Origin of the sequence: Enterobacter sp. SENG-6 (assembly GCF_001605945.1) — a bacterium.
Taxonomy (GTDB): Bacteria; Pseudomonadota; Gammaproteobacteria; order Enterobacterales; family Enterobacteriaceae; genus Enterobacter; species Enterobacter cloacae.
This window is the reverse complement of sequence record NZ_LOMM01000022.1, coordinates 111,870-128,527: the sequence shown is the minus strand read 5'-3', so window position 1 is coordinate 128,527 and position 16,658 is coordinate 111,870. Positions and strand designations below refer to the sequence as shown.

14 protein-coding genes and 7 tRNA genes are annotated in these 16,658 nt (G+C 52.1%); 16 read left to right on the top strand and 5 right to left on the bottom strand.

Annotated features, from left to right (window positions below):
- Window positions 1-4 precede the first annotated feature (4 nt).
- Entirely contained in the window at window positions 5-553 is a 549-nt protein-coding gene (gene seqA / locus AX755_RS12205; protein ID WP_023621116.1) for a replication initiation negative regulator SeqA, read from the bottom strand.
- Between the two features lie 183 nt (window positions 554-736).
- Here seqA and ybfF point away from each other — a divergent pair, with 183 nt between their 5' ends.
- The 4 genes from ybfF (at window position 737) to fur (ending at window position 3,349) form a co-directional block, all read left to right on the top strand.
- On the top strand, window positions 737-1,510 hold the full coding sequence (ybfF, locus tag AX755_RS12200) for an esterase (RefSeq protein WP_023621115.1): 774 nt from the start codon (window positions 737-739) through the stop codon (window positions 1,508-1,510).
- A gap of 128 nt (window positions 1,511-1,638) precedes the next feature.
- Entirely contained in the window at window positions 1,639-1,926 is a 288-nt protein-coding gene (ybfE, locus tag AX755_RS12195) for a LexA regulated protein (protein WP_013097563.1), read from the top strand.
- Window positions 1,927-2,081: 155 nt separating this feature from the next.
- Window positions 2,082-2,612, top strand: coding sequence for a flavodoxin FldA (fldA, locus tag AX755_RS12190; protein WP_008501067.1), 531 nt, complete (start codon window positions 2,082-2,084; stop codon window positions 2,610-2,612).
- A 290-nt stretch (window positions 2,613-2,902) separates the two neighbouring features.
- Window positions 2,903-3,349: a ferric iron uptake transcriptional regulator gene (gene fur, locus AX755_RS12185; protein ID WP_010428651.1), complete on the top strand. Its 447-nt coding sequence runs from the start codon at window positions 2,903-2,905 to the stop codon at window positions 3,347-3,349.
- 105 nt (window positions 3,350-3,454) lie between these two features.
- On the opposite strand, the gene chiQ is transcribed toward fur, so the two are convergent.
- The 4 genes from chiQ to nagE all read right to left on the bottom strand — a co-directional run bounded on the left by chiQ (window position 3,455) and on the right by nagE (window position 9,459).
- On the bottom strand, window positions 3,455-3,784 hold the full coding sequence (chiQ, locus tag AX755_RS12180; protein WP_020684948.1) for a ChiQ/YbfN family lipoprotein: 330 nt from the start codon (window positions 3,782-3,784) through the stop codon (window positions 3,455-3,457).
- 44 nt (window positions 3,785-3,828) lie between these two features.
- On the bottom strand, window positions 3,829-5,226 hold the full coding sequence (gene chiP / locus AX755_RS12175) for a chitoporin ChiP (protein WP_038418907.1): 1,398 nt from the start codon (window positions 5,224-5,226) through the stop codon (window positions 3,829-3,831).
- A gap of 446 nt (window positions 5,227-5,672) precedes the next feature.
- Complete coding sequence (gene glnS, locus AX755_RS12170) at window positions 5,673-7,340, bottom strand: glutamine--tRNA ligase (protein WP_013097566.1); 1,668 nt, start codon at window positions 7,338-7,340, stop codon at window positions 5,673-5,675.
- 169 nt (window positions 7,341-7,509) lie between these two features.
- Entirely contained in the window at window positions 7,510-9,459 is a 1,950-nt protein-coding gene (gene nagE / locus AX755_RS12165; protein WP_062856834.1) for a PTS N-acetyl glucosamine transporter subunit IIABC, read from the bottom strand.
- A gap of 329 nt (window positions 9,460-9,788) precedes the next feature.
- Between nagE and nagB the strand changes: the two genes are divergently transcribed.
- The 12 genes from nagB to AX755_RS12105 all read left to right on the top strand — a co-directional run bounded on the left by nagB (window position 9,789) and on the right by AX755_RS12105 (window position 16,654).
- Window positions 9,789-10,589, top strand: a complete 801-nt coding sequence (gene nagB / locus AX755_RS12160) for a glucosamine-6-phosphate deaminase (RefSeq protein ID WP_013097568.1) — start codon at window positions 9,789-9,791, stop codon at window positions 10,587-10,589.
- Window positions 10,590-10,644: 55 nt separating this feature from the next.
- A complete protein-coding gene (gene nagA, locus AX755_RS12155; RefSeq protein WP_013097569.1) occupies window positions 10,645-11,793 on the top strand; it encodes an N-acetylglucosamine-6-phosphate deacetylase in 1,149 nt (382 codons plus the stop codon).
- Window positions 11,794-11,801: 8 nt separating this feature from the next.
- On the top strand, window positions 11,802-13,022 hold the full coding sequence (nagC, locus tag AX755_RS12150; RefSeq protein ID WP_013097570.1) for a DNA-binding transcriptional regulator NagC: 1,221 nt from the start codon (window positions 11,802-11,804) through the stop codon (window positions 13,020-13,022).
- Between the two features lie 45 nt (window positions 13,023-13,067).
- The gene (gene nagD, locus AX755_RS12145) at window positions 13,068-13,820 is read left to right on the top strand and encodes a ribonucleotide monophosphatase NagD (protein ID WP_013097571.1); all 753 of its coding nucleotides are present in this window, start codon (window positions 13,068-13,070) and stop codon (window positions 13,818-13,820) included.
- Between the two features lie 249 nt (window positions 13,821-14,069).
- Complete coding sequence (gene asnB / locus AX755_RS12140) at window positions 14,070-15,734, top strand: asparagine synthase B (RefSeq protein WP_045293388.1); 1,665 nt, start codon at window positions 14,070-14,072, stop codon at window positions 15,732-15,734.
- A 227-nt stretch (window positions 15,735-15,961) separates the two neighbouring features.
- Window positions 15,962-16,038 (top strand) — tRNA-Met (locus AX755_RS12135).
- 8 nt (window positions 16,039-16,046) lie between these two features.
- Window positions 16,047-16,131 (top strand) — tRNA-Leu (locus tag AX755_RS12130).
- A 23-nt stretch (window positions 16,132-16,154) separates the two neighbouring features.
- A tRNA-Gln gene (locus AX755_RS12125) sits at window positions 16,155-16,229 on the top strand.
- A 32-nt stretch (window positions 16,230-16,261) separates the two neighbouring features.
- Window positions 16,262-16,336, top strand: a tRNA-Gln gene (locus AX755_RS12120).
- A 17-nt stretch (window positions 16,337-16,353) separates the two neighbouring features.
- Window positions 16,354-16,430, top strand: a tRNA-Met gene (locus tag AX755_RS12115).
- Between the two features lie 39 nt (window positions 16,431-16,469).
- Window positions 16,470-16,544, top strand: a tRNA-Gln gene (locus AX755_RS12110).
- Between the two features lie 35 nt (window positions 16,545-16,579).
- Window positions 16,580-16,654 (top strand) — tRNA-Gln (locus AX755_RS12105).
- The last annotated feature ends 4 nt before the right edge of the window (window positions 16,655-16,658 follow it).

The following is a 16,658-nucleotide window of genomic DNA, read 5'->3' as shown; positions in this document are numbered from 1 at the left end:
AGGGTTAAATTGTACCGCAAACCTTTTCAATCAATTCCGCCGGGAACTGCATGGACTGCATGATGTGTTCAACCATGCTGCACTTGCGGCCCGTATTGGTATTGGTGATGACCCAGTACGGTGTGCCAGGGACATGTTTAGGTTTGGTCTGGTTGCCATTTTGCAGCAGCGTCTGCTCGTCGCCCGCGAAATAGACGCGCGTGCGACCGTGCAGCGACTCAGTCGCTTCAGCAAACGCCTTGTTATCCAGTGAATAAAGTGTAGACAGCACCAGCATGAAGCGGTTGACCGCTTTTTTCTGCTCTGCATATTCATCAGACAGCAGCAGCTCGCGCATCGCACGTACTTTGTCTTTTACCTGCACGGCGGCAGGTTTTGCTTGTGCAACAACACTCGGCTGAGACACGACATCTTTAGTGGCTGGGGTAGCAGACGGTGAGGCGGCGGAAATTTTAAGCATACGCCGTAAAATGTCGGACGCGCTCTCCCCGATATGCCGCGTTTGGCTGGCAATAAACTGATAGAGTTCGTCATCAACTTCGATTGTTTTCATCTTAATCCAGTGCGATATCTTATCTGAATACAAGTCGTTGAGATTATAAAGTCAAATCCCAACAGCGGATAGCGTCAAACCAGGTTGGCGGCAAAAGTCAGATTAAACTGGAACCTTGCAGCCGGGCGGCAGAATGGTCAACATAATACCCTAACCTGTCACACCTAAAAAAAGAACTTTGCCATGAAATTGAATACCCGAGCGCAATCTGCACAATCGCCGAACACGAATCCTCCCATCGTACTGGTTCACGGGCTGTTTGGCAGCCTGGATAACCTGGGCGTGCTGGCACGCGATCTGGTTACCGATCACGATATTTTGCAGGTGGATATGCGAAATCATGGCCTTTCCGGGCGTTCAGAAGAGATGACCTATGCGGCCATGGCGCAGGATCTGCTGGATACGCTGGATGCCAACAATCTCGAGAAAGTGACGTTGATCGGGCATTCAATGGGCGGCAAAGCGGTCATGGCCCTGACGGCTCTGGCACCAGAAAGAATAAGTGGCCTGGTGGTCATAGATGTTGCCCCGGTGGATTACCACGTCCGTCGCCATGATGAGATTTTCGCCGCCATCAACGCGGTGACCAACGCTGGCGTCTCGACGCGCCAACAGGCAGCCGTCGTTATGCGTGAGCATCTGGATGAAGAAGGGGTTATCCAGTTTCTGCTGAAATCGTTCGTTGACGGCCAGTGGCGGTTCAACGTGCCGGTGCTGTGGGAGCAGTACGATAACATCGTTGGTTGGGAAACCGTACCGGCATGGCCGCACCCTACCCTCTTCATTCGTGGCGGCAATTCGCCCTACGTTACCGACGCCTGTCGCGATACCCTGCTGGCGCAATTCCCGCAGGCACGCGCTCATGTTATAGCTGGCGCCGGACATTGGGTTCATGCGGAAAAACCAGACGCCGTCTTACGCGCCATTCGCCGCTATCTGACTGATACGGCAAATTGATTAAAAAGAGAGCGACTGGAAGGCTGCGGGCTTCCAGTCGTTGGCGTGCCGTTTTTGGTGATGTATGATGGCGCGCTTATCGCCCAGGCATTAGCAGGGCGGCGTGTTTCCCCCGAAGTCTCAGAATCATGGCCAAAGAACAAACGGACCGTACGACACTAGATCTGTTCGCGAATGAGCGTCGACCGGGACGACCAAAAACGAATCCGCTTTCGCGCGACGAACAGCTGCGTATTAATAAACGCAACCAGCTTAAACGCGATAAAAATCGTGGACTTAAGCGTGTCGAACTGAAGCTCAACGCCGACGCTGTCGATGCGCTAAACGAACTGGCTGACGCGCGTAATATCAGCCGCAGCGAGCTGATCGAAGAGATGTTACTCACCCAACTCGAGACCATGCGCAGTAAGGCATAAGTCCGAAAAATCCCTTTATTACCCTTTTCATGTAGCACAGAGTGCAGTCCTGCGCGATAGCTGTTTCCGCAGGGTTGCCTGTTCTGCTATTATTGCCTTTATCCGTGGACAAATTGCGCCACCATACCATTAAGTATCAAGAGGTTATTTTACTCATGGCAATTATCGGCATTTTCTTCGGCAGTGATACCGGCAATACCGAAAATATCGCAAAAAACATTCAGAAACAGCTCGGTAAAGACGTTGCCGATGTGCACGACATCGCCAAGAGCAGCAAAGAAGATCTCGAAGGCTATGACATCCTGCTGCTGGGTATTCCGACCTGGTATTACGGTGAAGCCCAGTGTGACTGGGATGATTTCTTCCCAACGCTGGAAGAGGTGGATTTCAACGGCAAGCTGGTTGCCCTGTTTGGCTGCGGCGACCAGGAAGACTATGCAGAGTACTTCTGTGATGCGCTGGGCACCATCCGCGACATTATTGAGCCAAACGGTGCCGTTATTGTAGGTCACTGGCCTACCGCTGGTTACCACTTCGAAGCGTCTAAAGGTCTGGCAGACGACGATCACTTCGTGGGTCTGGCGATTGACGAAGATCGCCAGCCAGAACTGACCGCCGAGCGCGTTGAAAAATGGGTTAAGCAGATCCGTGAAGAGCTGCACCTGGACGATATTCTCAACGCCTGATGATTCTTGCGGCGCAACGGTGGTTGCGCCCATAAACCAGGTCAAACCGATTAAATTAATTGCTACAATCTTTTAACTTTTTCGCCCAGACCTGTACAATGACCCCCTGATAAAACGTGGCTTTCACAATGCAAGTTTGTTGGTGATACCACGTTTTTATAAGCATACTTTACCTGAGACTTGCAGTTTTCATTTAGCCATGGCAGTTCTATAATGAGACGCATTATCCCGGGTGCAATTTCTGTCACTTCCTACAGAAGTGAATCGTTTAGCAACAGGACAGATTCCGCATGACTGACAACAATACCGCATTAAAGAAGGCTGGCCTGAAAGTTACGCTTCCTCGGTTAAAAATCCTTGAAGTGCTTCAGGGTCCAGACAATCACCATGTCAGTGCGGAAGACCTTTATAAGCGTCTTATCGACATGGGCGAAGAGATTGGGCTGGCAACCGTCTATCGTGTGCTGAACCAGTTTGATGACGCGGGCATTGTCACCCGTCATAATTTCGAAGGCGGTAAATCTGTATTCGAACTGACTCAACAGCATCACCACGATCACCTGATCTGCCTGGATTGCGGCAAGGTCATTGAATTCAGCGATGATTCCATTGAATCTCGCCAGCGTGAAATCGCCGCACGTCACGGTATCCGCCTGACGAACCACAGCCTGTACCTGTATGGTCACTGCGCTGAAGGCGATTGCCGCGAAGACGATCACGCGCACGACGCGAAATAAACACGTTTCATACTCTGAGCCAGCCGCAAGGTTGGCTTTTTTTTGCCTGCGGTCTGGCAAAAAAAAGCCCGGCAGCGCAGCGCTACCGGGCATGATAACAGCGGGTTAAAGGCTGTTGTTGCTGCGAATCTCTTTCCAGATCTGATCGCAACGCTTCGCGACTTCCTGATCGTTACCGGTTTTACGCGCCTGGATACAGGCCTGGTAATCCATTACGCGAATATTCTCCTGGGTTGCGAACTGTTCATGCGCTTTCTCTTTTTTCAGCACATTCAGCACGCTCTGACAGGCTTCGATCTTCTCCGGCGAACCTTCCGCCGTATTGATACACGCGCTGTAGGCTTCTTTCAGACGGGAGTCCTCTTTCGGGGCCTGATTCTGCGCACAAGCCACCAGTCCCGATGCCAGCAACGCGACGATTACAATCTTTTTCATATGTAGTCTCCGGTCCGGCGGGAATTACCCCGCCGGACGAGTCATCAGAAGATGGTGAACGGTGCGATAACCATGAATTTCACGTCGCGTTCATCCTGGAAGATGTTGCCGTAACCGCCCGCGTAACTCGGGATATCGGAGTGGTTGTCGTATTGTGTAAAGTGAAGTTTGAACATGGTCCCTTTGGCGCGACCATCCTGCAGGGTGTAGATCGCATCAAGGCTGTAAGCGGATTCTTTGAGACGATAGTTTGGATCGTAGTATGCGTCTGGCGTTGCCATATCAGCAGGCTTCGCATCCCATGCGTAGGCGTAAGATGCCCCCACCGCCCAGCCTGGCAGGTTCCAGTTTTTCAGATCATACATTGCGCCGAAGAAGACTGCTTTTTCGCCATCGGCGTTGAAGTCGGAACGGTTATCCCACCAGATATCCAGACGACCGTTTGAAGAGGCATAGGTTGGGGTCATACGCTGCAGGAAGTAGCCCTGCTGCCCTTCCGCTTTTACCCACGTTCCTTCAAGACGCAAATCTACCTGACCGACTTTGTAGCCGAAGGTCAGCGCCTGCAACCACGCCGTGCCGTCATAAATATCATTCACGCCACCATCACTGACTTTATCTCGCGTACCGTAGAACTGGTAGCTGGTACTCAGCGGGCTACCCGCGATGTCAAATTTATAACTGGCCTTAGCAAAATACTGATCGATATAACCTTCCGCCTGACCAAATGCCGCTTCAAGCACTAAATCATTTTTAAAGTCGTACTTCGCGCCCAGCGAGTGAAGATAATCCACTTTGGTCTTTTTATCGTTCTGGTAGAACTTGTCCATTTCGATATGCCACGGCGCTTTATACTCGTTGGTCCACATATACGAGAAGCTTAACGCACCCGCGTCACCGTAATCAAAATTGGCGCCCGCTTCTGCCCCCTGATAGGTACCTGGCATAAAGCTCCAGTGCGGAGCTAACAGGGTTTGACCAGTTGGCTGAATATAACCACCGCGCGCCCATACCGGGCCGTATTTAAATTTCGCAGCAGCTTTATACAGGCTGATACCGCTTTTATCTCCGGACCAGTCTTCTTTATACGCTTTATTACTGGAGGAGAAGGCAATTTCGTTCGGGTGGCCGCTGTCACCATTTTCCGCCATTTCAATTGCCGTGAAGGCGGCAATATCCAGGCCGAACATATCGGCAGCGTAACCAGACTGGAAATCCAGATTGGCGTTCCAGGTAGAGTGAGAAAGGTTCGTTTTATATTTATCTTCCGTGACATCTTTACGGTCACGTTCACGCTGCCAGTAATAAATACCGCCCGTGAGGGTTGAATCATCGATGAAGCCTGCTGCTTTAGCGTCTGGCGTCACCACCAAGCCTGACATTGCTGTCACACCGGCAATAGCCAGCGCCAGCGCACTACGTTTGCCACTGAACGTACGCATAGATTATTCCTCTTTGACGAATTAAAACGCCTAAAACGGCGAAAAATATAAAAGACCTGATGGTCAGGGGTAGTCGGAAATACCCTCGAATAACTACCGTCTTTAGGTTATTTTTCGCGACGCGAATTATCAATGCTTTTCGGTGGCTAAAACTCAGGATTATGACGAAGAGCACATAATTGGTAGTGCTTTGTAACATTTAACGGGATGCCAGAACTGGCGGGGGAAAAGGCCGATTTTCAATAAGTAACGCGTTAAATGATATTCTTTTTACGGTGTGTCAGACTTTTGAAAGGGGATAAACTTTTTTTAAAAAAAATAAGTAGCACCACATTGACCTGTTATTTTTATAAACGCTATTTGGCTACTGCTTTAAAGGCATGATCACTCTATAAAAAAACGCCGCATTACGCGGCGTTTGTTTCTCATTGACCAGCGCGGCGTTATTATTCGCCGATTTTCGTCCAGGTATCACGCAGACCGACCGTACGGTTAAATACCGGTTTTTCAGCGGTGCTGTGACGGCTGTCCAGGCAGAAGTAACCTTCACGTTCAAACTGGAACGCTTTACCCGCCTCAGCCGCTTTCAGGGATGGCTCAGCGTAACCCTGTTTGATGACCAGCGATTCCGGGTTGATGGTCGCCAGGAAGTCTTCTGCTGCGCCTGGGTTAGGCACGCTGAACAGACGATCGTACAGACGAATCTCTACCGGCAGCGCGTGTGATGCACTGACCCAGTGGATCACGCCTTTCACCTTACGACCGTCCGCCGGATCTTTGCTCAGGGTCTCGGCATCGTATGTGCAGAAGATCGTGGTGATGTTGCCTTCCGCATCTTTTTCTACGCGCTCAGCCTTGATCACATAGGCGTTACGCAGACGCACCTCTTTACCGAGCACCAGTCGCTTGTACTGTTTGTTCGCTTCTTCGCGGAAGTCAGCACGATCGATCCAGATTTCACCACTGAACGGTACGTCACGGCTGCCCATCTCCGGTTTGTTCGGATGGTTAGGCATCGAGACCATTTCGCTCGCACCCTGCGGATAGTTTTCGATAACCAGTTTTACCGGGTCGATAACGGCCATCGCGCGCGGCGCGTTTTCGTTCAGATCTTCACGAATGCAGGATTCCAGAGACGCCATCTCAATGGTGTTATCCTGCTTGGTCACGCCAATGCGTTTGCAGAACTCACGGATTGACGCCGCGGTGTAGCCACGACGGCGCAGACCAGAGATGGTCGGCATACGTGGGTCGTCCCAGCCTTCAACGTGCTTATCGGTCACCAGCAGGTTCAGCTTACGCTTGGACATCACGGTGTATTCCAGATTCAGACGAGAGAACTCGTACTGACGCGGATGCACCGGAATTGTGATGTTATCCAGCACCCAGTCGTACAGACGACGGTTGTCCTGGAATTCCAGCGTACACAGCGAGTGGGTGATGCCTTCCAGCGCATCGCTGATGCAGTGGGTGAAGTCGTACATCGGGTAGATGCACCACTTGTTACCGGTCTGGTGATGTTCAGCGAATTTAATGCGGTAAAGCACCGGGTCGCGCATCACGATAAACGGTGATGCCATATCGATTTTGGCACGCAGGCACGCTTTACCTTCCTCGAAACCACCAGCACGCATTTTTTCAAACAGCGCCAGGTTCTCTTCCACGCTGCGATCGCGGAACGGGCTGTTTTTACCCGGTGCCGTCAGCGTGCCGCGGTATTCACGGATTTCATCTGCAGAGAGCTCGTCAACATAGGCCAGACCTTTATTGATCAGCTCAACGGCATAGGCATACAGCTGATCGAAATAGTCAGAGGAGTAGCAGATATCGCCAGACCAGTTGAAGCCCAGCCATTGCACGTCGTTCTTAATGGACTCAACGTATTCGATGTCTTCTTTTACTGGGTTGGTGTCATCGAAACGCAGGTTGCACTGCCCCTGGTAATCCTGTGCGATACCAAAGTTCAGGCAGATCGATTTGGCGTGACCAATGTGCAGGTAGCCATTTGGCTCCGGCGGGAAACGCGTATGCACTGTGGTGTGCTTACCACTGGCCAGATCTTCATCGATGATCTGACGAATAAAGTTACTCGGGCGGGCTTCTGCCTCACTCATCGTGGATTCCTCAAAGCGTAAACAACGTATAACGGCATATGATCTTATAAGCCGGACGTAGTGACAACCCTTAAAACGTCCCGGAAGAAAATAATGGGGGCATTTGCTGCAAAAAAAAGCGGCGGAGGATCTCCCCCGCCGCTTAAGGCATGACTCTACTCAGGAGCGATTACTTGCCTTTAATCTCATACAGTGGCGTTTGCCCCGCAACCACCTGACCTTTTGCCTGAAGCACCAGGCCGCTGAAGTCGTCGATGTTGCTGCATACCACCGGGCTTATCATCGAACGGGCATTGGCGTTCAGGAAGTCCAGATCCATTTCCAGAATCGGCTGGCCTGCAACCACTTCTGCGCCCTCTTCCACCAGGCGAGTAAAGCCCTGGCCGTTCAGCGCAACGGTATCAATACCCATATGAACCACGATCTCCGCGCCTTTTTCGGTTTCGAGGCAGAACGCGTGGTTGGTGTTGAAGATTTTCACGATGGTGCCCGCCGCAGGAGACACAACGGTTTTCTCCGTTGGTTTCACCGCAACACCGTCACCGACCGCTTTGCTGGCAAACGCTTCGTCAGGTACCTGCTCAAGCGCGACCACCTCACCCGTAACCGGTGAAACCAGCGCGGCGATAGTAGCGGCGTTTGGTACAGCCTGCGGTTTAGCAACCGGAGCATCAGCCACAGGCGCGCTATCCGTTGAGGCAGCAGCAACCGGTCCACGGGCAACCACTTTTTTCATTTCATCGCCGATAGATTCGGCTTTCGCACCCACAATAACCTGGATGGTTTGTTTGTTCAGTTTCACCACACCAGACGCGCCCAGGCGTTTGCACATGGCATCGCTTACGCGCGCAGAGTCGCCAACGGTCAGACGCAGACGGGTAATACAGGCATCAATGGCTTTCAGGTTGTCGGTACCGCCTACCGCGGCGATATAGCTGGTTGCCAGCTGGGTCAACCCTTCTTCGGTATTGCTGTTTGCTTCACTGGTTACGACGTCATCTTTTGTATCTTCGCGACCCGGCGTTTTGAGGTTAAACATACGAATAACCGCGCTGAACAGGAGGAAGTAGACAACGAAGAACACCAGGCCCATCACAGCCAACATCCAGACGTTTTTGCTGGCTGCCGGCAGGTTGTACATCAACACGTAGTCGATCGCACCGGCAGAGAAGGAGAAGCCCGCGTGAATGCCCAGCAGGGTGGCCACAAACAGGCTGATACCGGTAAGCACCGCGTGCATGAGGTACAGCAGCGGAGCCAGGAACATGAACAGGAATTCCAGTGGCTCAGTAACACCGGTCAGGAACGCCGTTACCGCAACAGAGAGCAGCATGCCGCCAACCATTGGGCGACGCGCTTTTGGCGCGGCCAGATACATTGCCAGTGCAGCGCCCGGCAGACCAAACATCATGATTGGGAAGAAACCGGACATAAACATGCCCGCAGTGCCGTCACCCGCGTAGAAGCGGTTGATATCACCGTGGAATACGGTACCTGCCGCGTTGGTGAACTCACCAATCTGGAACCATGCGATGGTATTCAGAACCTGATGCAGGCCGGTTGGGATCAGCAGACGGTTGATGAAACCGAAGATACCTGCCCCCATTGCGCCCGCAGATACGATCCACTCACCGCCTGCATGAATGGCATGCTGTACCGGTGGCCAGACATAACCAAAGATAGCGGCCAGAATCAGACAGAAAAAGCCGGTCGCAATCGGGACAAAGCGTTTTCCGCCAAAGAAGCTCAGGAAATCTGGCAGTTTGATACCCGCCCAACGGTTGTACACTGCACCGCCGACCAGACCGGTAATAATACCCGCCAGAACACCCATGTTGATTTCAGGGTTGATGGTTACCATCGCTTTGGTCAGGATGAAATAACCGACTGCCCCTGCCAGCGCCGCGGCACCCGCGCTGTCTTTAGACCAGCTGGACGCCACGCCGATGGCGAAAATCAGCGCCAGGTTGTCAAATATCGCACCACCCGCTTGCGCGATAAACGGCACGTTAAGAAGATCGGGTTGCCCGAATCGCAACAGCAGTGCTGCAACCGGTAGCACGGCGATAGGGAGCTGCAAAGCCCTACCGAGGCGCTGGAAAAAACCTAAAATATTCATCCTATTCCCCCTACGAGACCCTTGTTAAGGCTCGTGCATTAACTATGTTTTTTATTGTGTCACGAACTAGAAATACAGTTGATGATTCACTGGCATTGTGAGTGTGTGAAAAATTAATTCGTATCGCAAATTAAAAGCGTACTTTTTGTGATTTTTGTCACCAAATATCGTTTACCACCCTCCCTTTCACTGGCTAACATCGAAAACTTATTTTATCATTCGAAAAATCAAGACGGATTGATCCGGCCTGAAAGGTTCCAGGTTACGCTTAAGTATCAGGTCCCGATACCCATCCGCCCACTCTTCTACTTAAACTCTTGAGGTGAACAATGAGACTGATTCCCCTGGCAACTGCTGAACAAGTCGGTAAATGGGCCGCTCGCCATATCGTTAACCGTATCAACGCCTTCAAACCAACCGCCGATCGTCCTTTCGTACTTGGCCTCCCTACCGGCGGCACACCGCTGACCGCATATAAAGCACTGGTAGAGATGCACAAAGCAGGCCAGGTTAGCTTCAAACACGTTGTCACCTTCAACATGGATGAATATGTCGGCTTACCGAAGGATCACCCGGAAAGCTACCATAGCTTCATGCACCGTAATTTCTTTGATCACGTTGATATTCCAGCTGAAAACATTAACCTGCTGAATGGAAACGCGCCTGATATTGACGCAGAATGCCGTCAGTATGAAGAAAAAATCCGTTCTTACGGTAAAATCCACCTGTTTATGGGCGGTGTGGGTAACGATGGTCATATCGCGTTTAACGAACCCGCGTCGTCACTGGCGTCCCGTACCCGTATTAAAACGCTGACCCATGACACGCGCGTGGCAAACTCCCGCTTCTTTGATGGCGATGTGAACCAGGTTCCTAAATATGCCCTGACCGTCGGTGTCGGCACGCTGCTGGATGCCGAAGAAGTGATGATTCTGGTGCTGGGCAGCGTGAAGGCGCAGGCGCTCCAGGCTGCCGTTGAAGGCAACGTAAACCACATGTGGACCATCAGCTGCCTGCAGCTGCATCCAAAATCCGTCATCGTTTGTGACGAACCGTCCACGATGGAACTGAAGGTGAAGACGCTGAAATACTTCAACGAGTTAGAAGCTGAGAACATCAAAGGTCTGTAATTGAATAACCGCCTCTTCATGAAGAGGCGGCCGCTTTTTTTAACCGGGGGTCGTTATGTACGCTTTAACCCACGGTCGGATTTATACCGGCCATGAAATTCTGGATGACCATGCGATTGTTATCGCCAATGGCCTGATTGAACGTGTTTGTCCGCTGGCAGAGCTGCCGCCGGAGATTGAACAGCGCTCACTCAATGGAGCAGTAATCTCCCCCGGTTTTATCGACGTACAGCTGAACGGCTGCGGCGGTGTGCAGTTTAACGACACCGCAGACGCCGTCACCGTCGAAACGCTGGAAATCATGCAGAAAGCGAACGAGAAATCGGGCTGCACCAGCTATCTGCCAACCCTCATCACCAGCAGCGATGAGCTGATGAAACAAGGTATCCGCGTTATGCGTGAATACCTGGCGAAACACCCAAATCAGGCTCTGGGTCTGCACCTTGAAGGGCCATGGCTGAATATGGTCAAGAAAGGGACGCATAATCCGGATTACGTGCGTAAGCCTGATGCCGAACTGGTTGACTATATGTGTGCCAATGCGGATGTGATCACCAAAGTGACGCTGGCACCTGAAATGACCGGTACTGATGTGATCAGCAAACTGGCCGCCGCCGGGATTGTCGTGTCAGCGGGCCATTCAAACGCCACGCTGAAAGAGGCAAAAGCCGGTTTCCGTGCGGGTATTACCTTTGCGACACACCTGTATAACGCCATGCCGTATATCACGGGTCGTGAACCGGGGCTGGTCGGGGCGATTCTGGATGAGCCAGACGTTTACTGCGGCATCATCGCGGACGGTTTACACGTCGATTACACCAACATTCGCAACGCCAAGCGGTTGAAAGGTGACAAGCTTTGCCTGGTGACGGATGCCACCGCACCGGCAGGTGCAAATATTGAGCAGTTCATTTTTGCCGGTAAAACAATATACTACCGCAACGGACTGTGTGTGGATGAAAACGGTACGTTGAGCGGCTCCTCCCTGACCATGATTGAAGGCGTGCGTAACCTGGTCGAGCATTGCGGCATTGCGCTTGAAGAAGTGCTGCGCATGGCAACCCTTTATCCTGCGCGTGCCATCGGCGTGGATAAACAGCTTGGCGGAATTGCACCAGGCATGGTTGCAAACCTGACGGCATTCACACACGATTATAAAATTATTAAGACCATCGTTAATGGTAACGAGGTCGTCACTGAGTAAGTAAAAGTATGACACCAGGCGGACAAGCTCAAATCGGTAATGTCGATCTCGTTAAACAGCTTAACAGCGCGGCGGTATATCGCCTGATTGACCAACACGGGCCAATCTCACGTATTCAGATAGCCGAACAAAGCCAGCTTGCTCCCGCCAGCGTGACAAAAATTACACGTCAGCTTATTGAGCGCGGCCTGATCAAAGAAGTCGATCAGCAGGCCTCCACCGGAGGCCGCCGCGCAATTTCCATCATCACCGAAACCCGCAATTTTCAGGCCATTGGCGTTCGTCTTGGTCGCCATGACACCACCCTGACGCTTTACGATCTGAGCAGTAAAGCCATTGCCGAAGAGCACTACCCTCTTCCGGAGCGCACCCAGGAGACACTGGAGCACGCGCTGCTCAATACCATCGCGCACTTTATCGAAAGCTGTCAGCGCAAGATCCGCGAGCTCATCGCCATTTCGGTGATCCTGCCCGGGCTGGTTGATCCTGAAAGCGGTGTCATTCGTTATATGCCACATATCCCGGTCGAGAACTGGGCGCTGGTGGAGGCGCTGGAAAAGCGCTTTAAAGTGACCTGCTTTGTGGGTCACGACATCCGCTCGCTGGCGCTGGCCGAGCACTACTTTGGTGCGAGTCAGGACTGTGAAGACTCTATTCTGGTGCGTGTTCACCGCGGTACCGGGGCGGGCATTATCTCCAACGGACGTATCTTTATTGGTCGTAACGGCAACGTGGGCGAGATTGGTCATATCCAGGTGGAACCGCTTGGCGAGCGCTGCCACTGCGGTAATTTTGGCTGTCTTGAAACGGTTGCCGCCAACGCGGCCATTGAGCATCGCGTCCGTCATCTGCTGGAACAAGGCTACCAGAGCCGCGTGACGCTGGATGATTGTAAAATCGGCGCCATCTGCAAAGCCGCCAATAAAGGCGATGCGCTGGCCTGCGAAGTGATCGAACAGGTCGGGCGCCACCTCGGCAAAACCATTGCCATTGCCATCAACCTTTTTAATCCACAAAAAGTGGTGATTGCAGGTGAAATCGTCGAGGCGGAAAAAGTGTTACTGCCCGCGATTGAAGGCTGCATTAACACCCAGGCGTTGAAAGCGTTTCGTCAGAATTTACCGGTCGTGCGTTCGACGCTGGATCACCGCTCTGCGATTGGCGCGTTTGCGCTGGTCAAACGCGCCATGCTCAACGGGATCCTGTTGCAGCATTTGCTGGAAAGCTAATCGGGACTTATAGTAACGCCTTCTTTTTTTGATGTCGGATTGTTCATGACCATTAAGAATGTAATTTGTGATATTGACGGCGTGCTGATGCACGACAACGTCGCCGTGCCAGGTGCTGCGGAGTTTCTACACCGCATCATCGACAAAGGAATGCCGCTGGTTCTTCTCACGAACTACCCTTCCCAAACCGGTCAGGATCTGGCGAACCGTTTTGCCACTGCGGGCATTAACGTACCGGACAGCGTGTTTTATACCTCCGCAATGGCGACGGCAGATTTTTTGAAGCGTCAGGAAGGGAAAAAAGCCTACGTGGTCGGTGAAGGTGCGCTGATCCACGAGCTGTATAAAGCAGGCTTTACCATTACCGATGTGAACCCGGACTTTGTGATCGTCGGCGAAACGCGCTCGTTTAACTGGGAGATGATGCATAAGGCCGCCTACTTTGTCGCCAGCGGCGCGCGCTTTATCGCCACCAACCCCGATACGCACGGCCGTGGTTTCTATCCGGCCTGCGGCGCACTGTGCGCCGGTATCGAAAAAATCTCCGGTCGTAAACCGTTTGTGGTCGGTAAACCGAGCCCGTGGATCATTCGTGCCGCGCTGAACACGATGCAGGCCCACTCTGAAGAGACGGTGATTGTCGGTGATAACCTGCGCACCGATATTCTGGCCGGTTTCCAGGCGGGTCTGGAGACCATTCTGGTTCTCTCCGGTGTCTCTCAACTTGATGACATTGATTCGATGCCGTTTCGGCCGAGCTGGATCTACCCCTCCGTCGACGAAATTGACATTATCTAATTCAGAACCACGCCTCAGGGCGTGGTTTTTCATTTATAGCCCCGTCCAATAAAATCACATCTAACAAAAACGCCAGTTCATTGCATAATCATCAATAAAACTGTTCATGGCATACTCTTTTTTCAACATTCCGCAATCACCATTGCACTATTTCCGTTTAACCCGGTAAAACCCTTGCGCGCTCTTCTCCTTTGCGGCATTTTCATAAGCAAGCAACATTACAAAGCAACAGGGTTAACGGAGAAGGTTATGTGTTCAATTTTTGGCGTACTGGATATTAAAACTGACGCGGGCGAACTGCGTAAAAAAGCACTCGAGCTGTCCCGCCTGATGCGCCATCGCGGCCCGGACTGGTCCGGTATTTACGCCAGTGACAAAGCAATTCTGGCTCACGAACGTCTGTCGATTGTGGACGTCAACGCCGGTGCACAGCCGCTGTATAACGAGAAAAAAACACACGCGCTGGCTGTAAACGGTGAAATCTATAACCATCAGGCGCTGCGTGCCGAGTATGGCGATCGCTACGCCTTCCAGACCGGCTCTGACTGTGAAGTCATTCTGGCGCTGTATCAGGATAAAGGCCCTGAGTTCCTGGACGACCTGCAGGGTATGTTTGCATTCGCCCTGTACGACAGCGAAAAAGACGCTTATCTGATTGGCCGCGACCACATTGGTATCATTCCGCTGTATATGGGCCATGATGAACACGGCAACTTCTATGTTGCGTCTGAAATGAAAGCGCTGGTGCCGGTATGCCGCACCATTAAAGAGTTCCCGGCAGGTAGCTATCTGTGGAGCAAAGATGGCGAAATCCGTCAGTACTACCAGCGCGACTGGTTTGACTATGACGCGGTAAAAGACAACGTGACTGACAAAGCCGAGCTGCGTCAGGCGCTGGAAGATTCCGTTAAAAGCCACCTGATGTCAGACGTGCCTTACGGTGTGCTGCTCTCCGGCGGACTGGACTCCTCCGTTATTTCAGCCATCACCAAGAAATTTGCGGCGCGTCGTGTTGAAGATCAGGAGCGTTCAGAAGCCTGGTGGCCGCAGCTGCACTCCTTTGCCGTCGGGCTGGAAGGTGCACCGGATCTGAAAGCCGCGCAGGACGTGGCGAACCACCTCGGCACCGTGCACCATGAAATTCATTTCACCGTGCAGGAAGGACTGGATGCGATCCGCGACGTGATCTATCACATTGAAACCTATGATGTGACGACCATTCGTGCATCCACCCCTATGTATCTGATGTCCCGTAAGATTAAAGCAATGGGCATCAAGATGGTGTTGTCAGGTGAAGGTTCTGATGAAGTGTTTGGCGGTTACCTGTACTTCCATAAAGCGCCGAACGCGAAAGAGCTGCATGAAGAGACCGTACGTAAACTGCAGGCGCTGCACATGTTTGACTGCGCACGTGCTAACAAAGCGATGTCCGCATGGGGTGTTGAAGCGCGCGTTCCGTTCCTGGATAAAAAATTCCTCGACGTGGCCATGCGCATTAACCCGCAGGACAAAATGTGCGGCAACGGTAAAATGGAAAAACATATCCTGCGTGAATGTTTTGAATCCTACCTGCCGGCGAGCGTGGCATGGCGTCAGAAAGAGCAGTTCTCGGATGGCGTTGGCTACAGCTGGATCGACACCCTGAAAGAGGTGGCGGCGAAACAGGTTTCAGACCAACAACTGGAAACAGCAAGCTTCCGCTTCCCGTACAACACGCCAGGCTCTAAAGAAGCGTATCTGTACCGTGAGATCTTCGAAGAGCTGTTCCCGGTACCGAGTGCTGCTGAGTGTGTGCCAGGCGGTCCATCAGTGGCCTGCTCTTCAGCGAAAGCCATTGAATGGGATGAATCTTTCAAAGCGATGAACGATCCATCAGGACGTGCAGTAGGCGTTCACCAGTCTGCCTATAAATAAACACGTATTTGAACATCAGGCCCTGCGGGGCCTGTTTTTATTTGCCTTACATTTCACCGTCTAAAATCGATTAATAACCAATAATTGCCGAATATTCGGTCACGCTGTTCGCAACCTAACCAAACAGTCACATTCCGGCCATTTTCGTTGAAAAAGGTGTTGACGCTGCAAGGGTCTATACGCATAATGCGCCCCGCAACGCCGATAAGGTAACGCGAAAAAAAGATGGCTACGTAGCTCAGTTGGTTAGAGCACATCACTCATAATGATGGGGTCACAGGTTCGAATCCCGTCGTAGCCACCATCTTTTTTGCGGGAGTGGCGAAATTGGTAGACGCACCAGATTTAGGTTCTGGCGCCGCAAGGTGTGCGAGTTCAAGTCTCGCCTCCCGCACCATTCCCAGGTAAGCGTTGCACGGATGGGGTATCGCCAAGCGGTAAGGCACCGGTTTTTGATACCGGCATTCCCTGGTTCGAATCCAGGTACCCCAGCCATATTTCTTCGATCATGCGGTTCTCCGCGGTATTGGGGTATCGCCAAGCGGTAAGGCACCGGTTTTTGATACCGGCATTCCCTGGTTCGAATCCAGGTACCCCAGCCATCGAAGAACGCAGTACTGGCTACGTAGCTCAGTTGGTTAGAGCACATCACTCATAATGATGGGGTCACAGGTTCGAATCCCGTCGTAGCCACCATATTAAGATTATCGATCTATTTCGGTAATAAAAAATTGTTGGGGTATCGCCAAGCGGTAAGGCACCGGATTCTGATTCCGGCATTCCGAGGTTCGAATCCTCGTACCCCAGCCAATTTAAAAGTCGTTAAGCAGTACGTTTAACGCAATTGGGGTGTCGCCAAGCGGTAAGGCTCTGGTTTCTGATACCAGCATTCCGGGGTTCGAATCCCTGCACCCCAGCCACTTA

What these genes read in the sequence shown, in the direction of transcription:
- seqA (WP_023621116.1), bottom strand. Translation starts at nt 553, where the DNA reads ATGAAAACAATCGAAGTTGATGACGAACTCTATCAGTTTATTGCCAGC.
- ybfF (WP_023621115.1), top strand. Translation starts at nt 737, where the DNA reads ATGAAATTGAATACCCGAGCGCAATCTGCACAATCGCCGAACACGAAT.
- ybfE (WP_013097563.1), top strand. Translation starts at nt 1,639, where the DNA reads ATGGCCAAAGAACAAACGGACCGTACGACACTAGATCTGTTCGCGAAT.
- fldA (WP_008501067.1), top strand. Translation starts at nt 2,082, where the DNA reads ATGGCAATTATCGGCATTTTCTTCGGCAGTGATACCGGCAATACCGAA.
- fur (WP_010428651.1), top strand. Translation starts at nt 2,903, where the DNA reads ATGACTGACAACAATACCGCATTAAAGAAGGCTGGCCTGAAAGTTACG.
- chiQ (WP_020684948.1), bottom strand. Translation starts at nt 3,784, where the DNA reads ATGAAAAAGATTGTAATCGTCGCGTTGCTGGCATCGGGACTGGTGGCT.
- chiP (WP_038418907.1), bottom strand. Translation starts at nt 5,226, where the DNA reads ATGCGTACGTTCAGTGGCAAACGTAGTGCGCTGGCGCTGGCTATTGCC.
- glnS (WP_013097566.1), bottom strand. Translation starts at nt 7,340, where the DNA reads ATGAGTGAGGCAGAAGCCCGCCCGAGTAACTTTATTCGTCAGATCATC.
- nagE (WP_062856834.1), bottom strand. Translation starts at nt 9,459, where the DNA reads ATGAATATTTTAGGTTTTTTCCAGCGCCTCGGTAGGGCTTTGCAGCTC.
- nagB (WP_013097568.1), top strand. Translation starts at nt 9,789, where the DNA reads ATGAGACTGATTCCCCTGGCAACTGCTGAACAAGTCGGTAAATGGGCC.
- nagA (WP_013097569.1), top strand. Translation starts at nt 10,645, where the DNA reads ATGTACGCTTTAACCCACGGTCGGATTTATACCGGCCATGAAATTCTG.
- nagC (WP_013097570.1), top strand. Translation starts at nt 11,802, where the DNA reads ATGACACCAGGCGGACAAGCTCAAATCGGTAATGTCGATCTCGTTAAA.
- nagD (WP_013097571.1), top strand. Translation starts at nt 13,068, where the DNA reads ATGACCATTAAGAATGTAATTTGTGATATTGACGGCGTGCTGATGCAC.
- asnB (WP_045293388.1), top strand. Translation starts at nt 14,070, where the DNA reads ATGTGTTCAATTTTTGGCGTACTGGATATTAAAACTGACGCGGGCGAA.